General features: G+C 45.7%; 13 protein-coding genes and 1 pseudogene. 7 read left to right on the top strand and 7 right to left on the bottom strand.

All coding sequences use genetic code 11. The features are described from left to right. Positions 1-31: 31 nt before the first annotated feature. Together H6F66_RS22905 and H6F66_RS22900 are read left to right on the top strand one after the other, a co-directional pair. Positions 32-1,015: an Hpt domain-containing protein gene (locus H6F66_RS22905; RefSeq protein ID WP_190425938.1), complete on the top strand. Its 984-nt coding sequence runs from the start codon at positions 32-34 to the stop codon at positions 1,013-1,015. 686 nt (positions 1,016-1,701) lie between these two features. Then, entirely contained in the window at positions 1,702-3,942 is a 2,241-nt protein-coding gene (locus tag H6F66_RS22900; protein WP_190425935.1) for a PAS domain S-box protein, read from the top strand. 174 nt (positions 3,943-4,116) lie between these two features. Here the strand turns inward: H6F66_RS22900 and hisA are convergent, their stop codons facing one another. The 3 genes from hisA to H6F66_RS22885 all read right to left on the bottom strand — a co-directional run bounded on the left by hisA (position 4,117) and on the right by H6F66_RS22885 (position 8,077). Continuing rightward, the gene (gene hisA / locus H6F66_RS22895) at positions 4,117-4,890 is read right to left on the bottom strand and encodes a 1-(5-phosphoribosyl)-5-[(5-phosphoribosylamino)methylideneamino]imidazole-4-carboxamide isomerase (protein WP_190425932.1); all 774 of its coding nucleotides are present in this window, start codon (positions 4,888-4,890) and stop codon (positions 4,117-4,119) included. A 79-nt stretch (positions 4,891-4,969) separates the two neighbouring features. After that, a complete protein-coding gene (locus tag H6F66_RS22890; protein ID WP_190425929.1) occupies positions 4,970-5,917 on the bottom strand; it encodes a hypothetical protein in 948 nt (315 codons plus the stop codon). A 465-nt stretch (positions 5,918-6,382) separates the two neighbouring features. Beyond that, the gene (locus tag H6F66_RS22885) at positions 6,383-8,077 is read right to left on the bottom strand and encodes a transglutaminase domain-containing protein (protein ID WP_190425927.1); all 1,695 of its coding nucleotides are present in this window, start codon (positions 8,075-8,077) and stop codon (positions 6,383-6,385) included. Between the two features lie 381 nt (positions 8,078-8,458). Between H6F66_RS22885 and H6F66_RS22880 the strand changes: the two genes are divergently transcribed. From H6F66_RS22880 to H6F66_RS22870, 3 genes are all read left to right on the top strand, one after another. Then, positions 8,459-9,613, top strand: a complete 1,155-nt coding sequence (locus H6F66_RS22880; RefSeq protein ID WP_190425923.1) for a DUF928 domain-containing protein — start codon at positions 8,459-8,461, stop codon at positions 9,611-9,613. Between the two features lie 427 nt (positions 9,614-10,040). Next, entirely contained in the window at positions 10,041-10,814 is a 774-nt protein-coding gene (locus H6F66_RS22875; protein ID WP_190425920.1) for a DUF928 domain-containing protein, read from the top strand. 610 nt (positions 10,815-11,424) lie between these two features. After that, complete coding sequence (locus tag H6F66_RS22870; protein ID WP_242019335.1) at positions 11,425-13,353, top strand: ShlB/FhaC/HecB family hemolysin secretion/activation protein; 1,929 nt, start codon at positions 11,425-11,427, stop codon at positions 13,351-13,353. Between the two features lie 68 nt (positions 13,354-13,421). Here the strand turns inward: H6F66_RS22870 and tgt are convergent, their stop codons facing one another. Both tgt and H6F66_RS22860 read right to left on the bottom strand, forming a co-directional pair. Next, positions 13,422-14,519, bottom strand: a complete 1,098-nt coding sequence (tgt, locus tag H6F66_RS22865) for a tRNA guanosine(34) transglycosylase Tgt (RefSeq protein WP_190425917.1) — start codon at positions 14,517-14,519, stop codon at positions 13,422-13,424. 231 nt (positions 14,520-14,750) lie between these two features. Then, positions 14,751-15,200, bottom strand: coding sequence for a hypothetical protein (locus H6F66_RS22860; RefSeq protein ID WP_190426097.1), 450 nt, complete (start codon positions 15,198-15,200; stop codon positions 14,751-14,753). Between the two features lie 202 nt (positions 15,201-15,402). Between H6F66_RS22860 and cobS the strand changes: the two genes are divergently transcribed. After that, positions 15,403-16,182: an adenosylcobinamide-GDP ribazoletransferase gene (gene cobS / locus H6F66_RS22855; protein ID WP_347269421.1), complete on the top strand. Its 780-nt coding sequence runs from the start codon at positions 15,403-15,405 to the stop codon at positions 16,180-16,182. A 78-nt stretch (positions 16,183-16,260) separates the two neighbouring features. Here cobS and H6F66_RS22850 read toward each other — a convergent pair whose 3' ends face one another. Further along, positions 16,261-16,704 carry a PPC domain-containing protein gene (locus H6F66_RS22850; RefSeq protein WP_190425914.1) on the bottom strand — a complete coding sequence of 148 codons (444 nt, stop codon included), beginning with the start codon at positions 16,702-16,704 and terminating at the stop codon, positions 16,261-16,263. Between the two features lie 602 nt (positions 16,705-17,306). Between H6F66_RS22850 and H6F66_RS22845 the strand changes: the two genes are divergently transcribed. Further along, positions 17,307-20,594 carry a CHAT domain-containing protein gene (locus H6F66_RS22845; protein WP_190425909.1) on the top strand — a complete coding sequence of 1,096 codons (3,288 nt, stop codon included), beginning with the start codon at positions 17,307-17,309 and terminating at the stop codon, positions 20,592-20,594. A 163-nt stretch (positions 20,595-20,757) separates the two neighbouring features. On the opposite strand, the pseudogene H6F66_RS29525 reads toward H6F66_RS22845, so the two are convergent. Beyond that, positions 20,758-20,862, bottom strand: a pseudogene (locus H6F66_RS29525) (IS701 family transposase); the annotation flags it as partial.

Here is a 20,862-nt window from a genome sequence, read left to right as displayed (position 1 = left end):
ACAGAAAATCGTTGTTTTGAGGAATACTGCCGTGGAGTCGGGAAAAATTTTAGGTTTTTTTATCGAGGAGGCAAAAGAACACCTGGAAACCCTGGAAAAAGGGCTAATGGATCTGCAAAGCGTCATAGCAGATCAGGAAAGGGTTAATGAAATGTTTCGCGCTGCCCATTCCGTTAAGGGAGGGGCGGCGATGCTAGGCTTTAACAGTATTCAAAAAGTTTCCCACCGATTTGAGGATTGTTTTAAGATTCTCAAAGAGCATCCTGTCACCATTGACCACCAGCTGGAGTCAATGTTTTTAAAAGGATACGACACGCTTAAGGAATTAATTGACCGCCTGCAAGGGCCATTTGGGCTGAGGGAAGATGAAGGTGAGAAACTTGTGCAAGCGGCAGAGCCTAATTTTGCACAATTGCAGGCATATCTGGATCGCTTGGTAGGTGGGGGAGTAGGAGCAATTGATGAATTACCCCTACAGGCAGAACCAGCGAAACCCGTGGCGAAAATGCCGCCGCCAAATTTCTCGGTTCAGGTGACGGCGGTTCTAAAACAGATGTTGCTGCTGTTTAAGGGAGCAGAAACGCCTTCAAGTCGCCAACAACTTCAAACTTTGTGCCAACGGCTAGCGCAGCTGGGAGGTGGGATAGGAACTTGGACGATGCTGGTAAAAACGGTACATCGAGCGATCGCTAATCCCAAAAATCCTTATTCTACTCTGGCACCCATTGCCATCAAGGAACTCAAGCAATCTAGCGACTTGTTGCAAGCTGGGAAAGGTAACGCGATCGCTCCTAGTGCCAGTCTACGGCTGCTGGCAGCTTCTCCAGAATCAACCCCTGCCCCTACTACGTCGGTGGCAAAAACACCCGTACAGGCACCAACACCCAGCCCTTCCTCCCCCAAGGAAATTACTGTTCCACTAGAACCCAGAGGAGCAGCAAAGGCTTTGGCTCAAGTTTTTAATAAAGAGCAACTGTTGATGCTAGCTAAGTTACTCCACCAGGCTAGCCGCTGACCATCCTTAGCTAAATCCCTGTAGGGCAGGTAGGTATTTTGCCTGCTTTATAGCAATTCTAGGGTCGGGTGCGATACATCTGTAGAGATATGGCAATACCATGTCTCTACCAAGGTGGCCCGAACATTAGATTAGAACCCCGATATATTCCACTCAACTGAGAAACGCTATACTACTGATGATTTTTTATATCAAATTACACATCGCATTAAGATTTGTTCTATTTTCCGTAGCCGCTAGTGTAAAAACTTACTAAAAATTCATAGTTACTTAACTCTAATTTGCTTCTATATAAGCCTTGTCTAATTTATACGATTAAGAAAAGTAAGTTTTTATTTAAGTATATAAATTATTATGCTTGGGATAAATACTTATAAAAAGTTAATAGAGAAAAAATGTATTTATTAAGCTGTTAAAGCCTCTATTAATAAAAACTTGTTAAGATAGAAGTTATAAAAAACCAACACCAAAGCCAAAAACGTATCCATACAGATTAGAATTGTCCCTTAAGGAAAAATCTGCATCTATCTATTTGAAGAAAAGTGTAAAACTAGTTTCTTCAGAGAATAATAAATTCGTGAAATAATTACTACTCAGGGTGTATCCAGTTTAACGGTATAACGAGTTATACCAGAATAGACATAACAAATACTCCAGGTACTCACTTAGTACCTTGGCTGGAAGATATGCCCCCTTTACACACTAATCAGCAAAGCAGTGCCTTAGCGCCCCGGATTGATAACCTTCCCCCAGCGCTCCTCAAAGAATTACCAGTGGGTGTATTAGTAATGGGAGTTAGCGGGGAAATCCGCATGATGAATCAAGCGGCCTTGAACTTGCTGGGGCTAACCGAAAGCCAGCTGTTAAATCAAGAGCCTCTTGACTCAGATTGGCACGTTATTCAAGAAAATGGAACACCATTTCAGCTGAAACTCCATACGGCACCAGTCAGAGCAAAGCAAGCATTGCTGCTACTTTCGACGCGCCAAGCGCTGCGAAATTTAGTTTTAGGGGTGTATCGACCAACGAATAGCGATCGCGTCTGGCTATCCGTGAATACCGAACCGCAGTTAAATACAGATGGTACTGTCGAACAAGTCATCTGCACGTTAAGCGACATCACCAACCAAAAGGCAGGCGAACAACTCTCAAAAATTAATGAGTGCTTTTCCAGCCTTAAGTCTGACCCGGATGATAACATTAACCGTCTCACAGCACTGGCAGGAGATTTACTCGGCGGAGCTTGGGCAGTTTACAATCGACTGCATGAAGGGTTGCTATGGGCATGGGGACAGTCGCAAACGCCGCCAGACTTCTCCAACGTCAGAGAACCAGAAGGCAACATTTGCTATGACGTTATCCAGCAACGCAGCGACCAAACTTTTGTAGTTCAAGATTTGCCAAATACTCCTTACGCCGAAAGCGACAATTGGGTAATTCCCTACCAATTGCAAACCTATATTGGGCAAGCTGTCAAATGCGCTGGTGAATACATCGGCTCAGTATGCGTAGCATATCAAAATCAATTTATTCCCTGTGAAGCTGACAAAAAGCTGATGGGGATTATTGCCTCTGCTATTAGCGTTGAAGAAGAACGCAAGCGGGAAGCTGTGGTTTGGGGGCAGAACGAAGCCAAATGGCGAAGTCTTCTGCAAAATAGCTCCAACCTGATCACCATTTTGGAAGGGGACGGCACCATTAAATATGCCAGTCCTGCCATCGAACGGATTTTGGGATATAAGCCAAAAGAATTAATTGGCAAAAATACATTTGACTTTGTTCACACAGATGACATCCCCTTTTTAGAAAAAGACTTTCAAGAAGTTCTGCAAAATCCCACAACCGCTTTAACAATTGAATTTCGGTTTCGGCATAAAGATGGCTCATGGCGTTATATAGAATCAACCCATAGCAATCTCCTAATGGATGCACCGGGAGTCCGCATGGTGGTCAACTCTCGCGACATCACAGATCGAAAGCTAGCCGAGGCAGCATTAATAAAATCGGAAGCGCAACTGAGAGAAAAAGCAACTCAGCTGGAACAAGCTTTGTATGAACTGCAACAAACTCAAACCCAACTTGTTCAAACCGAAAAAATGTCCAGTTTGGGGCAGTTAGTGGCTGGCGTGGCACATGAAATTAACAACCCTGTTTCCTTCATCTACGGCAATCTTCCCTACGCCACTGAATACACTCAAGAGTTGCTCCACCTTATTCGCCTCTACCAGCAGCAATATCCCAACGCAACACCAGTAATTAAAGAAGCCCTAGAAGAAATTGACTTAGATTTCCTCAGCGAAGACCTGCCAAAACTGATGAACTCAATGTTGGTAGGAGCAGAGCGTATTCGTCAAATTGTTCTGTCACTGCGTAATTTCTCCCGTGTAGATAAAGCAGCAAGAGAGCCTTTTGATTTACACAATGGAATTGACAATACCCTACTTTTGTTACAGCATCGCCTGAAACCTAAAGCAGGACGACCACATATCCAGATAATCAAAGATTATAGCAATCTACCAATCGTGGAGTGCTATGCTGGGCAACTCAATCAGGTATTTATGAATATCTTGAGTAATGCTGTTGATGCCCTGGAAGAGTCAATGGATGGAGAAACAACCGACAGCTTACAACTTACAACTAACGCTCCTATCATTCAGATTCGCACAGAAATGGTAGATGACCATAAAGTGGTAATCAGAATTGCTGACAATGGGCCTGGGATACCCCCTCATGTGCAGCAAAATATATTTGACCCCTTCTTTACTACGAAACCAGTAGGACAAGGTACGGGATTAGGTTTATCAATCAGCTATCAAATTGTTGTAGAAAAACACGGCGGTGTTCTAAGTTGCCAATCGAAACCGGGAGAAGGAACAGAATTCTATATTGAGCTTCCGGTGCAGCTACCACATGACGAAGCAGTATGAAAAAGTTAAGTAATTTGTAGTAATTCGTAGGTGGGGCTTACCGTCTGGAAACTCAATAACTCATGCTTGCTTACTAGATGTTGGGTGAGGTTCCAATGGCTCAATCTACGTTTTACTCAGAAGGGAGAGCCTCTAGATGAGCGTTCCCAGGCTGAGGCTGGGAACTAGAGTTAATTAAGCAAAGGTGGAAAAGCCTAAATCTGGGGGGACATCCTGAATACGTCCTTGTCCCACTGCCTGTATGGCTGATTTGAGCGAAACATCACCAGTGTAGATGGCTCTGCCAACGATAACGCCGCTTACCCCCAAAGGTTCAAGAGCTAGCAAACTCAAGAGGTCAGTAATGGAACTGACACCGCCAGAAGCAATGATGGGAATTGAGACAGCATTAGCGAGTTCTCTTAATGCTTCTAAGTTTGGCCCGGAAAGGGTGCCATCGCGATGAATATCGGTGTAGATAATCGCAGCTGTCCCCAGATGTTGCATCTGTTTAGCTAAGTCAATTGCCGTAACTTCAGAAGTTTCTAACCAGCCTCTAGTGGCAACTTTTCCATTACGGGCATCGATTCCCACAATAATTTGCCCAGGAAATTCTTGGCAAAGTTGTTCTACCATCTGGGGTTGTTCAACTGCAACGGTTCCCAAAATTACCCGTTCAACGCCCATGTCTAGCAGCTGACGAACTGCACTTTTGTCGCGCAAGCCACCCCCAACTTGTACTGGCACTTGCACCGCTTGTAATATCGCTTCAATTGCCTGCCGATTTACCAGAGAGCCAGTTTTAGCGCCGTCAAGGTCTACAATATGCAGCTGGGTTGCTCCTTGGTCTACCCAGAGTTTAGCTACATGAGCGGGGTTGTTGTCAAAAACTTGCGATCGCTCGTAGTCTCCCTGATACAATCGCACACACCGCCCTTCTAGCAGATCGATCGCTGGAATTACATTCATCTTCCGCTATTTAAATAATCAAGTCAGTAGAATAGCCAATGTCTACCCTACTCAATAAAGACTAACAGTTAATAGGCTATCAACTAGCAGCTAATCTCTCTTGTGGCGGTAAGCCAAACAACTTTACAAGATCCTCATCACTTAGAGTTTGGTTCCACCGACGCAGCTGCACCATCAATCGCGCAAATGTAAACACCAGTTCTAAAGCGTACAAGGCATATCCTAATTGCAATAGTTCCTTGGTGTGAGTGCGTTCGCCTTGGTGGTGTTGCAGAAGACTCATTAAATTTTTAGTAGTACCCCGCAAGCGAGTCAGATAAGAATCTCCAAAAGCCCAACGGCTGATCCCCCAGAATTTTGCCAGATGATTGATCTCGTCTTGTAGCGGTTGCGCGATCGCTTGTTGTAATGCCCCTGTTGAGTGCGCCATTAACCACAGATATACAGAAGTTGCGCCCCATTCGGTGGTAATTCTGCTGAGTGCGTGTTTATAGACATCTTCCCGAATATTGCCGCTAGATTCGTAACCTTGGACAGAGTTTGACTGCGGATTTAGTTTTTCCCCTGTCAATTCTTGATATATTTTGCTAAAAGCAGGTCGGTGCTGTCTTTCTTCTTTCTCCCATAATCCTACCTCTAGCACCGTTCCATCCGCCGCAAATGTGCCGCCTACAAATTTTGCCATTTGCGGATGGGTTGCCTGCAAATAATCCCAGCTTTCTTTGGCATAAGCCCGAATCGGCGTTTCTATTTCCACCGCATTAGCGATCGCGGCTGTAAATAGCGCAGGTTTAACACCTATAATTTGATGCGGATTAATTGCTTGCCAATCAATCGGTTGCCAAGGTCGCTGATGTGGTTTTTCAAACTGTCTGGGTAAATCTACTAGGCAATTCTGGAGAATGTCTATTGATAGATATCTTTCCACCAGCGAGTTAATACGCGATCGCGTTTGTAAATAATGCGGCTCTTGGTATTGATATCCTGCTAAATCAATCGTTTGCTTGGCAATTTTAGATTTTTTCATTTCCTCACCTTCCCTGTTTAATATATTTCTACTAACTTTTTCGCTGATATCTCACATATCCATGATTTGTCTTAATTACAATAGTTCTTATAACGCTCCAACTAATTTAACCTATTTAAAACTATAAATTTATTTAAAATAATTGCCTGTTGCTGTCGAAAGGCGCAAATTTAGTATTAAGTTATTATTTATGCAGATACTTGAATATCAGGAAAAGTTTGTGACAGTTTCAGTATTGACCTATGCGGGCAATATCAGGAAAATTTAAACTAAAAAAAGTAGATAAGTCACGCGGACTACCTACTTAAGTAATTTTATAAAGAAGGATAAATCAATTCATATCAAGTCCAGTTGATTACCTGTGATAAAAGAACCCAGCCCCACCATTGGCCGCTCTTGCTAGAGGGGTTCCGGGTTCCTCTTAGTTATAGGTAATTAATCGGACATGATATCACCCCTCATTCTTCATCCTTCCGCTCCGGGTTGTAATTCCTCCAGAATGGTGAATATTACATGATTCAGAGCTAAATCGCCAATAGAAACTTCCTGCTTATTAACTCTCTCTCCCCGGCTCATCAAACTTTCAAACGTGATACCTTTGCCAATCTCAGCGTGATACCAAGAAAGGCCCATAAAAAACCTCGATGGATAAGGACCTTTATCCACAACATCATCAGGATTTGATTCCATCGGCAACCAACCAAAACCAGGCAAATAAAACTCCATCCAAACATGATTAAAGTCCGGTTGCAACGGCACATTCTTTAATTCAGGATGGGGAGGACATTTGTAGCGTCCAACAGTGCGACAAGCAATCCCATTAAGTCGTGACAGCGCCAGTAAAACACCTAGATATTCGCCGCAGGAACCAATGCCCCTTTCTAAAGCAACATCTGGTGGATCAATGTGAGGTTTAATGCCGTAGGAGAGAGCATCGTAAGTAAAGTTGCGAATTTTGTAAATTTTCCGCAGTAGATTAGTTTCAGTGCCAATTGCATCCTTAGCAGCACTGCGGATAATATCTGTGTCCATTGCCAAGTCGTCATCATCCACCAGATATTTATCCTGCAATGGCGACAGATCCGGAAGCTTTTCGGCATCTCTGGGTGTGAGGCGATATTTGATGCTCCAGACTTCTAGCAAAGCTTTCCAACCGAATATATGACGATCGCCTGTTTTTAAACTGTCAAATTTGAACACAGCCACGCGCTGTCCGTCCTGAATTTCCTCAGTAAAAGGCAATCCCACCCATTCAATTGTCCTTACCTTCTGCCGATGAGTTTCCGAAGGCAAAGCAATTCGCCATTCGACATCTGTTAGCTCCACATTGTCGAGGGGGGAAAGTTCCTCAACATAGGACAACTCAATCAAATAGCCATTAGAGAGAGCATAGCCTTCAGCTTCGTTGTAGTGAAAATACAGCGGGTGGATAAACGTGCGATCGCGATATGCTAATTCAAAATTGGGGTCAGCGTTCGGATTATCGCGGATATACGGTTCCTCACCCGCATAAGCAACATAAAGAATATCTTGCCCAGTTTCCGGTTCAGTGTGAAAAGCCAACCCCGTCGGACGCTCAAAAGGAGTCAGTACACTGAATTTAATTTGCCCCGTAGCCCGATCTAAGCAGTAAACCGTCTGTTCAATATCATCGGAAACCCAAAGTTCCTCATCCTTAACCGTAATGTTTTCTACCCCAACCCCAGGTGCCGGAAACCGGGCAATCTGTTTACCTGTCTCCCGGCTAAAAACTAGAATATAGCCAGACTTCCGAGAAGTAATGTAAACCGTCGATTCTGCAACAGCAATACCATTGGCAGGGTAGGACAACGTAACAAATTGTTCCGGTGTCAAATCAGTTGTTGCGATCGCATTAAGTGCATCTGTACAAAAGAAAACACTATCGTCCTGTGTACACCAAAGAGTGTCTTCCCAAAGAGCCAAGCCAGTCACACCCAGAAAATCTGGCAGATGATTAGCATTTAAGATAGTTGTGTTGTCGCTCTTGGGGTCAATTTGTAGAAGATATCCGCTAAAAGCGTCAATAGCGATCAGCGCATCTTTCCGAAAAGCCATGCCATGCAAAGCGGAGGCTCCAATCGGTCTAACTGTCCGCCGCCAAGGATTCTGTTTGACTTGTAACGCTGAATTAGGAATCATCTTAAATCTCAGTGAAGATAATGTAGGAGTGGACACCAAGCCGAGTCTGAGCGATTTTGCCTCATCGGAGTTTATTTGCCTCCGATGATGGATTCAAGGCCAATCTAAAATTGGTTTGACCCTAAGAAAGCAGCCCAAGTTACCAAAATTGCAACCAAGACAATTCCTCTGTGCGAACCTGAGTAATATCTTATTGGTCTGTGTCAATTGGGAACTCAGGAGACCCTCAGGGCATCATACATAAATGATGACCCAGCTAATTTTGAGATGGCTTAATTGCGCCTAAATCCCTCCCAATAGGGATTCTTGCAACAAGCGTAAAGATTATAAGTCGATGTTTGAAAAGAAAAAGATATTTTCTTTAGATGGTTTGATATAATTATGGACACGCAATCAGACCGCCTTGCTGCTCCAAAGCAACATCAATCTAGCGATAGATTGTTAAACAGACCTTTCCAACGTCAGGGAGTGCAGGTTCAGCAGCCAAAACTGCCTGGAGTGCTAAACTCTTCAGGTATCAAAGTAGAGAGAGTTTTTGCATCGACACCGGACACTGCGCTAGAGAAAAAATTAGGGGATTATAACAATACGCCCCGACAGGGACATAAACCACGCAGGCAACTTGGAAACAGTTTCAATTTGTTAAACGGACTCGTTGAAGCGAACATCCCACGGCTAAAGCCTTGGAAAGTGTCAACAGAAAACAATTCTATTATGGCTCAGATTAAACGCTACTCAAGTATTACAACCTTAGTTGTTTCCTTCTCGCTGGGACTGGCTCTGAACGTTCCCGCACAGGCACAACTACAATCACAATCTTCCTCGCTCAGTCGCAGCCTTCCGGATAGTTGGGGATACACGCCGCCAGAGCGTGGCAACCCTGACGGCAGAGAACAGGGTGCAACACGCGGTAACGGAGGTTGCATGGTAAATAATAGTAATAATTTTGTCGGGAATAATAGCAAGCAACTCACCGCATTGATCCCCAAAAGATCAGGTGATGGGTCAGTGGGTGTGGGTCTGACATCAGCCGACTATCCAAGTTTCTTTTGGTATATGCCACCAACAACCGCCAAAGAGGTGGAGTTTGTGCTGAAAGAAAAAGACGAAGACGGCAAAGAGGTTTACAAAAACAGATTTGCCATCAAAGGCACTCCTGGCATTTTGAGCTTGCAATTGCCTGCTTCCGCCGATGTTCCACCCCTACGGCAGGACGAGCAATATTACTGGGAAGTGAACGTAATTTGTAATGCTAAAGACCGCGAACAAGATATAGCGGTCTGGGGGTGGATAAAGCGCGTCGCCGTAGACCCAGAGCTTAGCAATAAACTCCAGCAGGCAAGTTTACAGGAGCGCGTTGCTCTGTATGCAAAAGCTAACTTTTGGTATGAGACGCTGGAAACATTGATGGATCTACGTCGCTTGCGTCCCAACGATCGTAATTTGGAGTATGCTTGGGAAAAATTGCTGAAGTCAGCAGTCTTAGACCCGGTTGCTAAAGAGCCTCTGACTCAGGGCGCACCTAGTCCGAATTAACATAAAATCGCCTCTGTAAGAAAGTTATGAGTTATGGGTTAGGAGGCCAAAGGAGCTTTTAACTCTTAACTCCTAACTTTTTCCAACTCCCGAAAGCGATCGCCCTCAAACTGGAAAACTAACTACATAAAAGCTTCAACAATTTCAGAGTGCTACACTTGCCCTTGTTAACACACATCGGCTCTTCAATTGTCAAATAACTGCCTTTTACAGATAGTATTTTCTAGCCGCAAAAGACAGCGCCACAATAGAAAGCAATACCATATCGATTTGCTGAAGCTCCCTACAGGCTAGGGTTTCACAAGCCAAAATCCCAAATGGTATCAGGGGTTTACCCCTAAATATTCAAAACTCAAAATTATCACAGAACAATTCTGTTATGGCCTGGATGAAGTCCCCTCTTTTAAGAAAATCCATAGCCTTATCTATGGAACTGGTGCTACTGACGGGTTTCTCAACGCTGTTAGGCACACTGGAGCCAAAAAGCGCCCACGCAATCCCACAGCGCTTGTTAGTTGCTGATTACGAACCTCCAGTCAACATTAGCGCACCAGGACGACGGGAAGGAGGAGGAACGCGCGGCGGGAACTGTCCTATAGCAAAAAAGCCACTAACTGCGCTCATCCCCGCTAACAACATTGGGTTTACAGTCGCTCAAAATCCAGTTTTATTATTTTATCTGCCGGCAATGCCTCCCCAAGCCAAGCCCCTGCCAGTGGAGTTTGTGCTGAGGGATGGAAACGAGAAAGAGATTTATGCAACAACCTTTATGATGCCTGGAAAGTCAGGTATTGTCAGCGTGAGCGTCCCAGTGTCAGCTGATGTACCACCCCTAGAAGTTGGAAAGAATTATCATTGGTTCTTATCGATACTGTGCAATCCGCTAGAGCGATCGCCTAATATTTTTGTAGAAGGGTGGATTCGGCGTGTGCCACTCAACGCCACGCTGAATAATAATTTGAAGCAAGCCACACTCAAGGATCGCCCGGATATTTATGCAGAAGCGGGCATTTGGTTCGACGCTTTGAATACTCTAGCAGCTTTGCGCCAGTCAAACCCGAAAGATTCAGCCGTATCATCTGAATGGGCAAAACTCTTGAAGGCAGTTGGACTGGAACACATGGCAACTGAGCCTCTAGTTCCCATTAGCCCGATACCGAGTAACAACGCGACGCTTTCCCAGCCATCGCCGAAAAATTAGTAGCCCAAGGCATTGCCACTGATGACACCACCCAGGATATTCTAAATAGCGGGGCTGAAAAGAAAATTCAATTTTTTGATTCAGGATTAAACATCCCCCCAAACCCCTCTAAAAGTCAAAAGGTGCTCATGTAAAAGGCAAAATAATTCTTAACTTTTGCTTTTTCCCTTTTATGGAATTAGATCCCCCCAAACCCTTCGATGGAGAAGGGCAAGGGGGGATCTCTGCGTAACACATCATAAGGAAAATAGTATTAGCTGAGTAAAACTGGGTGAAGTTGTGGAATAGATTTGTGCGTGAAGCGTTAGCGATCGCTACTACATAGTACCGTCAGTTATATCTAAACACTTAACTGGTGGCACAGGCATCCAGCCTGACACAACTTATGCCATAAAATCTCTCTGGCAAAGGTGCTAAATAATACAATTCATTTATTTTTTGCTTAAACTACCATTGCTACTGCCATAAAGCTATCAGTACATTTGAGCAACGGAGTAAGAAGCAATGAAAAGACAATTGAAATTTAGCGAGGAAAATCCAGTTGAGATGACAAAAACATGGTATTTGTACAAGTTTTTAGCGGATTAAACGTGTGGGGAAGATAGTTGCCATGCAATCAAGGTTTAAAGTGTTTTGGTGTGGAGTGTTAATTGAGGACGCGATCGCCCTTAGTGTATGCGTATCAACGCTGTTGGGGTGTGTTGCTACCAGCAGTGCGAATGCTGCGACCATAGAAGCACCAGTGCTAGATGGATTAAATTTACAAAGCGAATGGGAGACGATGCAGACGATCCCAAGCGCCGAGATGGACAAAGACCAAGATCCCGATTCATTGTTGATCCCTGATTCTTCTTTAGAGGGTTCTCAACAGAGGCTGGTGCAAGCGCCGCAGATCCCACCATCTATTCAGCTTCCACCGCAGCCCGATCCTAATCGCGATCGCTTCCCGCAACCTGTACCCACCCCAGAACCGCTGCCCCAAGAGTCACCGCCGCCTGTACTGACGCCAACACCAACCCCGACACCCACTACAGCGCCCTCCTCAGACAGTCTTCAAGTTAACAAAATTCAAGTCATCGGCAGCACAATCTTTGATCAAGATGAACTGAACCCCATCACCCAAAAATTTGAGGGGCGCGTTGTCACCCTAGAAGAACTCAGAAACGTTGCCGATGCCATCACTCAGCTGTACCTAAACCAAGGCTACATTACCTCAAGAGCAATTCTTGTAGACCAAGCCGTTAGCGATGGTTTCGTCCAAATTCGCGTCATCGAAGGCACCCTAGAAGAAATTAGGGTAGAAGGAACGCGCCGCCTAAATCCAAATTACATCCGTTCCAGGGTGCGCCTGGGGGCTGGTAGACCTCTCAACACAGGCCAACTGGAAGACCAATTAAGGCTTTTGCGTATCGATCCCCTATTTAAAAACATAGAAGCCAGCCTCCGGGCTGGAAGTGGGGTTGGTCAAAGTATTCTCGTGGTGCGCGTCACCGAAGCTAACCCCTTAGAAGCCAGCTTAGGCGTTGACAACTACTCGCCTCCCAGTGTCGGTTCAGAACGATTGGGAGTCAACCTGCGTTATCGCAACGTAACTGGGCTTGGGGATGAAATCGCTGGCTCCTACTACCATACGACGACCAGTGGCGCTGATATTTTCGACTTCAGCTATCGAATACCACTCAACGCCATGAACGGCACCCTGCAACTGAGAGCAGCACCTAATCGCAACAAAGTTACCCAACGTCCCTTTGATGTGTTTGACATTCGGGGGGAGACGGAAGTTTACGAAATTAGTTATCGACAGCCGTTAATCCGCTCACCGCGAGAAGAGTTTGCCCTTTCTTTAGGCTTTACTTATCAGGATGGTCAGACGTTCACCTTTGCGGGGCCGACTCCTTTCGGATTTGGGCCAGACGAAAATGGTGTCAGCCGTACCAGCGTGGTTAAGTTTGGACAAGATTATCTACGTCGGGATGTCAGGGGTGCATGGGCGTTGCGATCGCTCTTTAGTCTGGGTACCGGATTATTCGATGCTACTGTGAATGAAGATCCGGTTCCCGATGGTCGTTTCTTGAGCTGGCTGGGTCAAATCCAGCGAGTACAAGTCCTGAACAACGATAATTTTTTAATTCTTCAGGCAGATGTCCAGCTATCGACCAGTGGTTTGTTACCCTCCCAACAATTTGTAATTGGCGGCGGTCAATCGCTGCGCGGCTACAGGCAAAATGTCCGTGCTGCTGACAATGGCGTGAGATTTTCTATTGAAGACCGGATAACCGTCCAGCGAGACGAAGCCGGAGCCGCTACCATGCAGGTTGCCCCTTTTATAGATTTGGGGTGGGTGTGGAATGTGGATGATAACCCCAACCCATTACCTGATGAAAGATTTTTAGCAGGTGTCGGTTTAGGGTTAATCTGGCAACCAATACCCAAGCTCAATATTAGGCTAGACTACGGCATTCCCTTAGTTAATATTGATGACCGAGGCGAAAATGCTCAAGATCAGGGTTTTTATTTCAGCGTTAACTATCAACTTTGACACACTTTCTCGTTCCCAGTTAGAGGCTGGGAACGAGAAAGTCAATGTTTAACTCCTCGGTTGGGGTGTCATAGCCATTGAGCAAATTCTTCGGTAAAGCGATCGCTTAAAATTGCTTCTCTTATCTTTTCGGTAAAGCGAATTAGTTCGGTGATGTTGTGAATTGAGAGTAAGGTGTAACCCAAGATTTCACGCGATCGCACTAAATGACACAAGTAAGCGCGGGTGAAGTTCTGACAAGTGTAGCAGGGACAACTGGCATCAAGGGGTGTAAAATCTTCTCGGTACTGAGCGTTTTTCAAATTCCAACGTTCGCCCCCTACCACAACAGTCCCGTGACGCGCCCAACGGGTGGGAATCACGCAGTCAAACAAATCTATACCGGATGCGATCGCTCTTGCCATTTCCCGATAAGTCCCCACACCCATTAGGTAACGCGGCTTTTCTGGTGGTAGCACTGGCGCAGTCACCTCTACAATCTGGTGGATCAGTTCCGCTGGTTCCCCCACACTCACGCCGCCAATTGCATATCCTGGCAAATCTAACGCTGCTAACGACTCAGCCGCACGGACACGCAAATCTAAATAGACACCACCCTGAACAATCCCAAACAAAGCTTGCTCATCTAGACGTTGGTGAGCCTTTATACAGCGCTCCAGCCAGCGGTAAGTCCGTTCTGTTGCTGCCTCCACATCTGAGCGTTCAGCGGGGTAAGGAGGACATTCATCAAATGCCATGATGACATCCGCTCCCAGAGCGTTCTGAATCTGGATCGAACGCTCCGGCGTTAGGTTAATCATCCGCCCATCCCGGGGAGAGCGAAATATTACACCCTCTTCAGTAATCTTACGTAACTGGCTCAAACTAAACACTTGGAAGCCGCCAGAATCTGTCAGCATTGGCTTCTTCCAGCCCATAAACCGATGCAGCCCCCCAGCACCCGCGACAATCGCTTCCCCTGGTTGCAGGTGGAGGTGATAGGTATTCGATAGCACCATTTGAGCACCTGTTGCTTCTAGCTGGGCTGCTGTTATACCTTTGACAGTCGCTAGAGTTCCCACAGGCATAAATTTAGGAGTTTCCACCAAACCATGAGGTGTGGAAAAAATTCCCGCCCGTGCTTTGGAATGGCTACAACGCGCCTGACATTTAAAAGAAAATCCCACTTACTTATACCAAATCGCGTTCTAACTTTTCACAATAATTTATCATTTGTCGGGCATTGGACAAATGACAAAAATGGTATCTCTGGAAAGCAAAATGGTATTAGCCAGTACCACTAGCAAAAGTTTTTAATCCTTAGTTTTTAGTTCATTGTTACGAACTAATGACTAACGACTGACAATCAAACTTAATAGTTATTAGATTTTTGCTAATAACTAATGGCTAACAACTACTTAGAATGAGCAATCATCGTCATCGAATTGGACATCCCACTTAGCAGACAGCACTTGCGTTACCATCGCTTCTAAGGCGGCGGCATTGATGCTAGGCGTGGCTTGCTCTTGGAGTGGGTTAGAAAGCGGTATCAAACGTAATTGACGATGGTCTTGAATCAAGTCAAAATAAGATTCCTGATCTGGGGACTGGTGCAGTTGCAGATAATCAAAACTGTATACATTAAGATAAATTGCCTGGTTGGCAATCATCGTAGACCGTTGATCGTCAGCAAATACATCCAGTACATACCCTTCTCCCTGGCTCTGAACGTTGCCATCAAGACTATGAATGTAGCGGACGCGGCCTAAATCAGCCAGCAGTCGCCGCATATCTTGCTTATTAACGACAATGCCGAAGTCAATTATACAGGGAGCTGGTAGCTGGGGCGGAGATTGGTCGTGACTCATCATGGGAAACAGCCTTTAGTTCAAACCAGCCCGATCTTGTCTGGTCGTAGTAGATGCTTTCCTACTTGGGGAAGCAGGTAGCTAAATAATCTAACGCCATAGGCGCTATGCGCGAGATCGAACTGCTACGAGACAATCTTAGCCCAACATTTATCGTCTGCTCCTACGCTAATCTACTGAATTTGTATTCGGAAAGTAAGAAGTGTCTTTTGTATCTTTTGTGATTCAAGTTTCTTTGTTTTGGCGATCGCTGCTAGGGGCGATCGCGTTCTATACTTGTATACCCCTTCCTGCGGGCTGGACATTGGAATTTCAGCGCATTGCCCGCCATGCACCGCTAGTAGGCTTATTAATTGGGGCGCTTCTGTCGCTTTGCGATGTCTGTTTGCAACAGCTGGGCGTACCCGTACTGACTCGTTCAGCCTTAGTGGTAATGATAGGGATTGCCATTACCGGAGGTTTACACTTAGATGGGGCAATGGATACCGCTGATGGGTTGGCGGTGCAAGATCCGTCACGGCGTTTAGAGGTGATGACGGATAGTGCGACTGGTGCCTTTGGCGCGATCGCAGCGATCGCACTGATACTTTTAAAAACAGCAGCCCTGACAGATATTGAGTCTAACCGCTGGCTAGCACTAATGGCAGCAGCGGGATGGGGTAGGTGGGGGCAAGTAGTAGCGATCGCTCGTTATCCCTATCTCAAACCTAGTGGCAAAGGTGCTTTTCATAAAGAGTTTATTCGCGCCCCCCAGGATATCTTGCTGGGATTGGTGTTACTAGTGCTTTTAAGCGGATTACAGCTAATTGTGTCACCCACTCGCCCTCTATTGGCGGTAATCATGGCAGTCGCAGGATGCCTTATCGCGCTTTTAACTGGTGCTTGGTTTCACCAGCAGCTGGGCGGACACACAGGAGATACCTACGGCGCAGTCGTAGAATGGACAGAAGCTTTGTTACTGTGCCTACTCACCACAATCTAACGATTTTAGATTTTAACTTGAAGGAGTTTGTAACTCATAAGCAACCCAAGCAATAAAAAATCCTGGCATCCAAAATCGTTAGATAGGCTTCAGGCGCGTTATCTTCAGCTTAAAAGACCCGCCGCCCGTTTCTCCAAAAGCCCGAACCCGAATAATGTAGGAACCAGTCTCGCTAATTCGGGAAAACAGCACAGAATTCGTGCTACCGTCTGGGCCGTCATCGTTTTCCGCTACAGTGGAACCATCAGCAGCCATCAGCGTAACAATCGAGTCAAAGTTATCTGAGGTCAAGTCAATAGCCACCTGATCTCCAGCATTCAACTTCACCAAGTAGTCACGGGCAAAGCCTCCCTCACCAGTAGGAATATCGTTTTCTGTAAGCGTGTCGGCAACTTCGTTGTTTGTCAGTACAGGAATCGGATTATATACTTTATTTTGCGCTCTGGCTGATACAGCGCCAAGACACAGAACAAGCAAAGTTACAGGAACAATTGGGGTGCGGTGCCATCTAATTGCTTTCATCGTTGGTCATAATGCTTCCCGCTAGACATCCATCCCTTTTCGGGGTTGGCAGGAAAGCGGGGCGGGGTGTACCGCTTCCCAAAAAAAGAATGTTTTTACGTTTTAATTTATACAGGACATCTGGAGAAAAGCTCTGTCGCTTACTTTATAAGTAGTTTGGTTCGAGGGTCAGCAACCAGAAACACTTGCATAAGCTATTACTTTGTGGGTTTTACCACAAGGCTAGGGTTTTTTCCAGAGTGGTGAGGTTTGCCCAACGAGAGCTAGTTAACCAGCTTATACCTTAAAGGGGATGGGTTATTGACCAAACTCCTGTTGACTAGGGTTAAGCCCGTCCATTATAAGAGGCGGCGGTGAAACTTACTCGTTTCCTATCCCCATTAATTTGCCTTTACGGGCAAAACGATACAGTAAACCGTTGCAGATTAAAAGTATCAATTTAGACTGGTAAACATTTTAAACGGCAGCTAGATAATATCTAAAACACTACTTATAGTGTAGTCATGGCACAATTGCATCAGGTGTGCAGATACTTCTTTGGAAGCTAGCGTAGAAAAATTAATAACTAGAGCAAGGGCGTGTTTCCTGTCAGAATCGGCACCATGAAATTAGCTAAAAAAAGAATTAAGTTGTGGCTGGTAGCACTAAAAGGAACTGGGGACTGGGGGCTGAAAGAAAAGTCTCGCCCTACGCCTACGCGCCAATCCCCAATTGGTGGTAAAAAAAGCTGGGAATTTCGGTTTTCCCTGTCTTCGCTAAATATTCAGGGAAGCAAAGCTAAAAGTTTGGCAGCTTTGTTTTTTGCCCTGATTCCGGCATCAGCAGCAGCACAGTCAATAGTTCCGGCAGTTGATGGTACCGGAACTATTGTGACACCTGAGGGGAACCGCTTCGATATCGATGGCGGCACTAGATCGAGCGATCGCGCCAATCTTTTCCACAGTTTTACCCAGTTTGGGCTTAGTCAGGACCAGATTGCCAACTTTCTCTCTAGCCCATCTATTGAGAATATTCTGGTGAGAGTAGTAGGAGGCGATCGCTCGGCAATCAACGGCTTAATTCAGGTTAGCGGCAATTCCAACCTCTTTTTAATGAACCCTGCTGGTATCATCTTTGGCGCAGGAGCCAGCTTGAATATAGCAGGAAGCTTCACCGCCACCACTGCGAATGCGATTGGTTTTCCAGACGCGATGAATCCCGCCTCTATAAGATGGTTTAATGCCACCGGATCTAATAACTATGCCGCTTTGGTAGGGACTCCCAGCACCTTTGCCTTCACGACTCCTCAGACACCCGGAGCCATTGTCAATTTGGCGCAGCTAGCTGTTCAACAAAATCTTAGCCTGGTTGGTGGCACTGTTGTCTCACTGGGTAGTCTGACGGCACCAGGCGATGATATCGCGATCGCATCTGTAGGAGGCGAGAGTATGGTTCGTATCTCTCAGCCGGGAAGTCCGCTAAGCTTGGAAGTTACTCCCCTCCCCGCCTCTGTTCCTCACTCCCCCTCTGCCTCCCTCCCCCTTTCCCTACCCCAGTTGCTAACTGGTGGGGGCATCGGTAATGCTACGGAACTAACTGTTAACAGCGCTGGAGAGGTGAAACTTGTTGGTTCTGACATCCGGGTGAATGCTGGTGATGTTGTGGTGCGGGATGTTGTGGGACAAGCAGTACAACCTGATTTTGTGCCGCCTTTAGTGAGTGGTTTTGTCAATTTGTCTGCAACTGGCAGCATTACAGTATTAGGAAAAATTGATACTTCTACCACTTTCGCTGATAATGCTGCTGGTTCGGTAACTATGTCCGCTTTTAGCGATATTAATATTCTGAATTCGCCTGGAGGCGGAATTTTTACTAATTCTGATTCGGGTGATGGTGGCGATGTTAATATTGTAAGTCAAGCAGGTTCAATTAATATTGCAGGAACGATAAACTCGTCCTCAAATCTTGGTGATGGCGGAGCAATTAGTCTGACGGCTCTTGACCAAAATAGTAATAATTTGCCTAATAGTAGGGCAGGAAGAATTAATATTACCGGAGCGATAAACTCATCCTCAAATTTGGGCGATGGGGGCGCGATCGCGATAAAAGCTCGCAACCAAATCAATGCTGATGTTATCAACTCTAGTTCGGCTTTTGGTAATGGTGGATCTGTGTTCCTCGATCCGTTTGGGGATATCCAAGTTACCTCTATCAATGCCCAAGGCGGAACTAACGGCACGGGGGGAAATGTTGATATTACGACAGATCAATTTTTCCGCGCTGGGGGTAGTTTTTTAGACCAAAATGGTGTATTGGCAAGTATTTCTAATGCCGGAGGTGTTGGGGGAGGTGCGATCGCTATCCGGCACGGCGGCGGTTCTAGGTTAGTTCCCTTTTTAGTGGGAAATCCCACAACTAACGGCACATTGGGGGCAGTTACTAATGGGCAATCCCCAATTACTACCTTTCAATCTTTTCCAGGTAGGGGTGGGCAAGGAAGTATTCAATTTGTTACCCCTACTCCAAATCAAATACTAAACCAAACAGAATTGGTTGATGACAACGATGAGGAGGAAAGATTACAACTACCGCAGAATGTTCCAAACATTGAAATTGATGCCGTAGTCACTGAAAGAGAAGACAACTATACTCGCGAATTTGCCGAATATTTGGGAATAAAAGATGTTCCTACTCGTGTCAATTCTCTACTAGATACCCGTCAAACTCTAGAGAGAGTTGAAAAAGAAACAGGCGTAAGGCCAGCGATTATTTATATTTCTTTTGCTACCCCAGATATTACACCTGAAGGGGAGATAGAGAAAGGGGAAGAAAAGGGGGATTTGCTCATCACCAATTCCCAATCATCAACACAAAATTCGAGTGATGAGCTTGAAGTGGTGCTGGTAACGGCACAGGGGACACCAATTCGCAAGCAGTTTTCTGGAATTAAGCGATCGCAAGTTATCAAAGCCGCCGATCAATTTCGCAGCGAAGTTATCAAAATCAAACGAACTCCCACCTACCTTTCCTCAGCCCAACAACTCTATAAATGGATAATCGGCCCTCTGCAAGCAGACTTGCAAGCTAGAGGCATTCAGAATATTGTCTTCGTGCCAGACACCGGGTTGCGATCTATTCCCTTGGCTGCCCTGCATGATGGTGAACAGTTTCTGGTGGAGCAATACAGCGTCAGCTTGATGCCCAGTCTCAGCCTCAGCAACACCGAACACCGCGACATAGTAAACGCGCAAGTCTTGGCAATGGGGGCATCGAAATTTACTGACCAAAAGCCACTTCCCGCTGTACCAGTAGAATTATTGGCCATTACGCCTCAGCTGTGGCCTGGTAAATCCTTCCTCAACAGCGGCTTCACTCTGAAAAATCTCAACACCCAGCGCCGCCTACAACCTTATAGAATCGTTCACTTAGCAACCCACGCGGAATTTCAGCCAGGTAATCCTAGCAACTCATACATCCAGCTGTGGGACAGTAAGCTGTCATTGAACCAGCTGCCACAGGTGGGCTGGAATGACCCCCCGGTAGATTTGCTGGTACTAAGTGCCTGCCGCACAGCGTTAGGTGATGAACAGGCAGAGATGGGCTTTGCTGGGTTGGCGGTGCAAGCTGGGGTGAAGTCGGCGCTAGCAAGTTTGTGGTATGTGTCAGATCAGGGAAGTTTGGGACTAATGGCCCAGTTTTACGAAGAATTGAGAAAAGCTCCCGTGAAGGCGGAGGCGCTAAGACAGGCGCAAATAGCAATGATCAAGGGGCAAATACGCATCCAAAATGGTAAATTGCTTACTCCTGATGGCGAGATACCGTTAACGCCGGAACTAGCCAAGTTGGGAAATCAAAGTTTGTCTGATCCTTATTATTGGGCAGCTTTCACAATGATTGGAAATCCTTGGTAAACAAAAAGGCAAAAAAATAAAAAATCGAATAATTTTTTATTTTTTAACACAAGAAATTGTTCTCAACTTATTATTCCTCCAATCAATAAAAAGTTAGGCACTATGCCACAGGTAATGGCAGCCAATTTTTTGGGAGAAGTTTATCAATTAAACCTTTCAGGAGTTACGCAGTTGGTGAGAGGGACAACCAAGGAGCAGCTAAGTAAGAGCGCACCGCCTCACGAACAATGCTGAGTTTAGACTCGTAGCAACTGATGCCCGTGTTGAA

Origin of the sequence: Trichocoleus sp. FACHB-6 (assembly GCF_014695815.1) — a bacterium.
Lineage (GTDB): Bacteria > Cyanobacteriota > Cyanobacteriia > Cyanobacteriales > FACHB-T130 > Funiculus > Funiculus sociatus.
This window is presented reverse-complemented; position numbering and strand designations above follow the sequence as displayed.

Bases quoted from the DNA above. Each gene is read 5' to 3' on its own strand.
- H6F66_RS22880 (WP_190425923.1), top strand. From the start codon at position 8,459: ATGGACACGCAATCAGACCGCCTTGCTGCTCCAAAGCAACATCAATCT.
- H6F66_RS22885 (WP_190425927.1), bottom strand. From the start codon at position 8,077: ATGATTCCTAATTCAGCGTTACAAGTCAAACAGAATCCTTGGCGGCGG.
- H6F66_RS22870 (WP_242019335.1), top strand. From the start codon at position 11,425: ATGCAATCAAGGTTTAAAGTGTTTTGGTGTGGAGTGTTAATTGAGGAC.
- hisA (WP_190425932.1), bottom strand. From the start codon at position 4,890: ATGAATGTAATTCCAGCGATCGATCTGCTAGAAGGGCGGTGTGTGCGA.
- H6F66_RS22875 (WP_190425920.1), top strand. From the start codon at position 10,041: ATGGAACTGGTGCTACTGACGGGTTTCTCAACGCTGTTAGGCACACTG.
- H6F66_RS22860 (WP_190426097.1), bottom strand. From the start codon at position 15,200: ATGAGTCACGACCAATCTCCGCCCCAGCTACCAGCTCCCTGTATAATT.
- H6F66_RS22845 (WP_190425909.1), top strand. From the start codon at position 17,307: ATGAAATTAGCTAAAAAAAGAATTAAGTTGTGGCTGGTAGCACTAAAA.
- H6F66_RS22850 (WP_190425914.1), bottom strand. From the start codon at position 16,704: ATGAAAGCAATTAGATGGCACCGCACCCCAATTGTTCCTGTAACTTTG.
- H6F66_RS22900 (WP_190425935.1), top strand. From the start codon at position 1,702: ATGCCCCCTTTACACACTAATCAGCAAAGCAGTGCCTTAGCGCCCCGG.
- H6F66_RS22890 (WP_190425929.1), bottom strand. From the start codon at position 5,917: ATGAAAAAATCTAAAATTGCCAAGCAAACGATTGATTTAGCAGGATAT.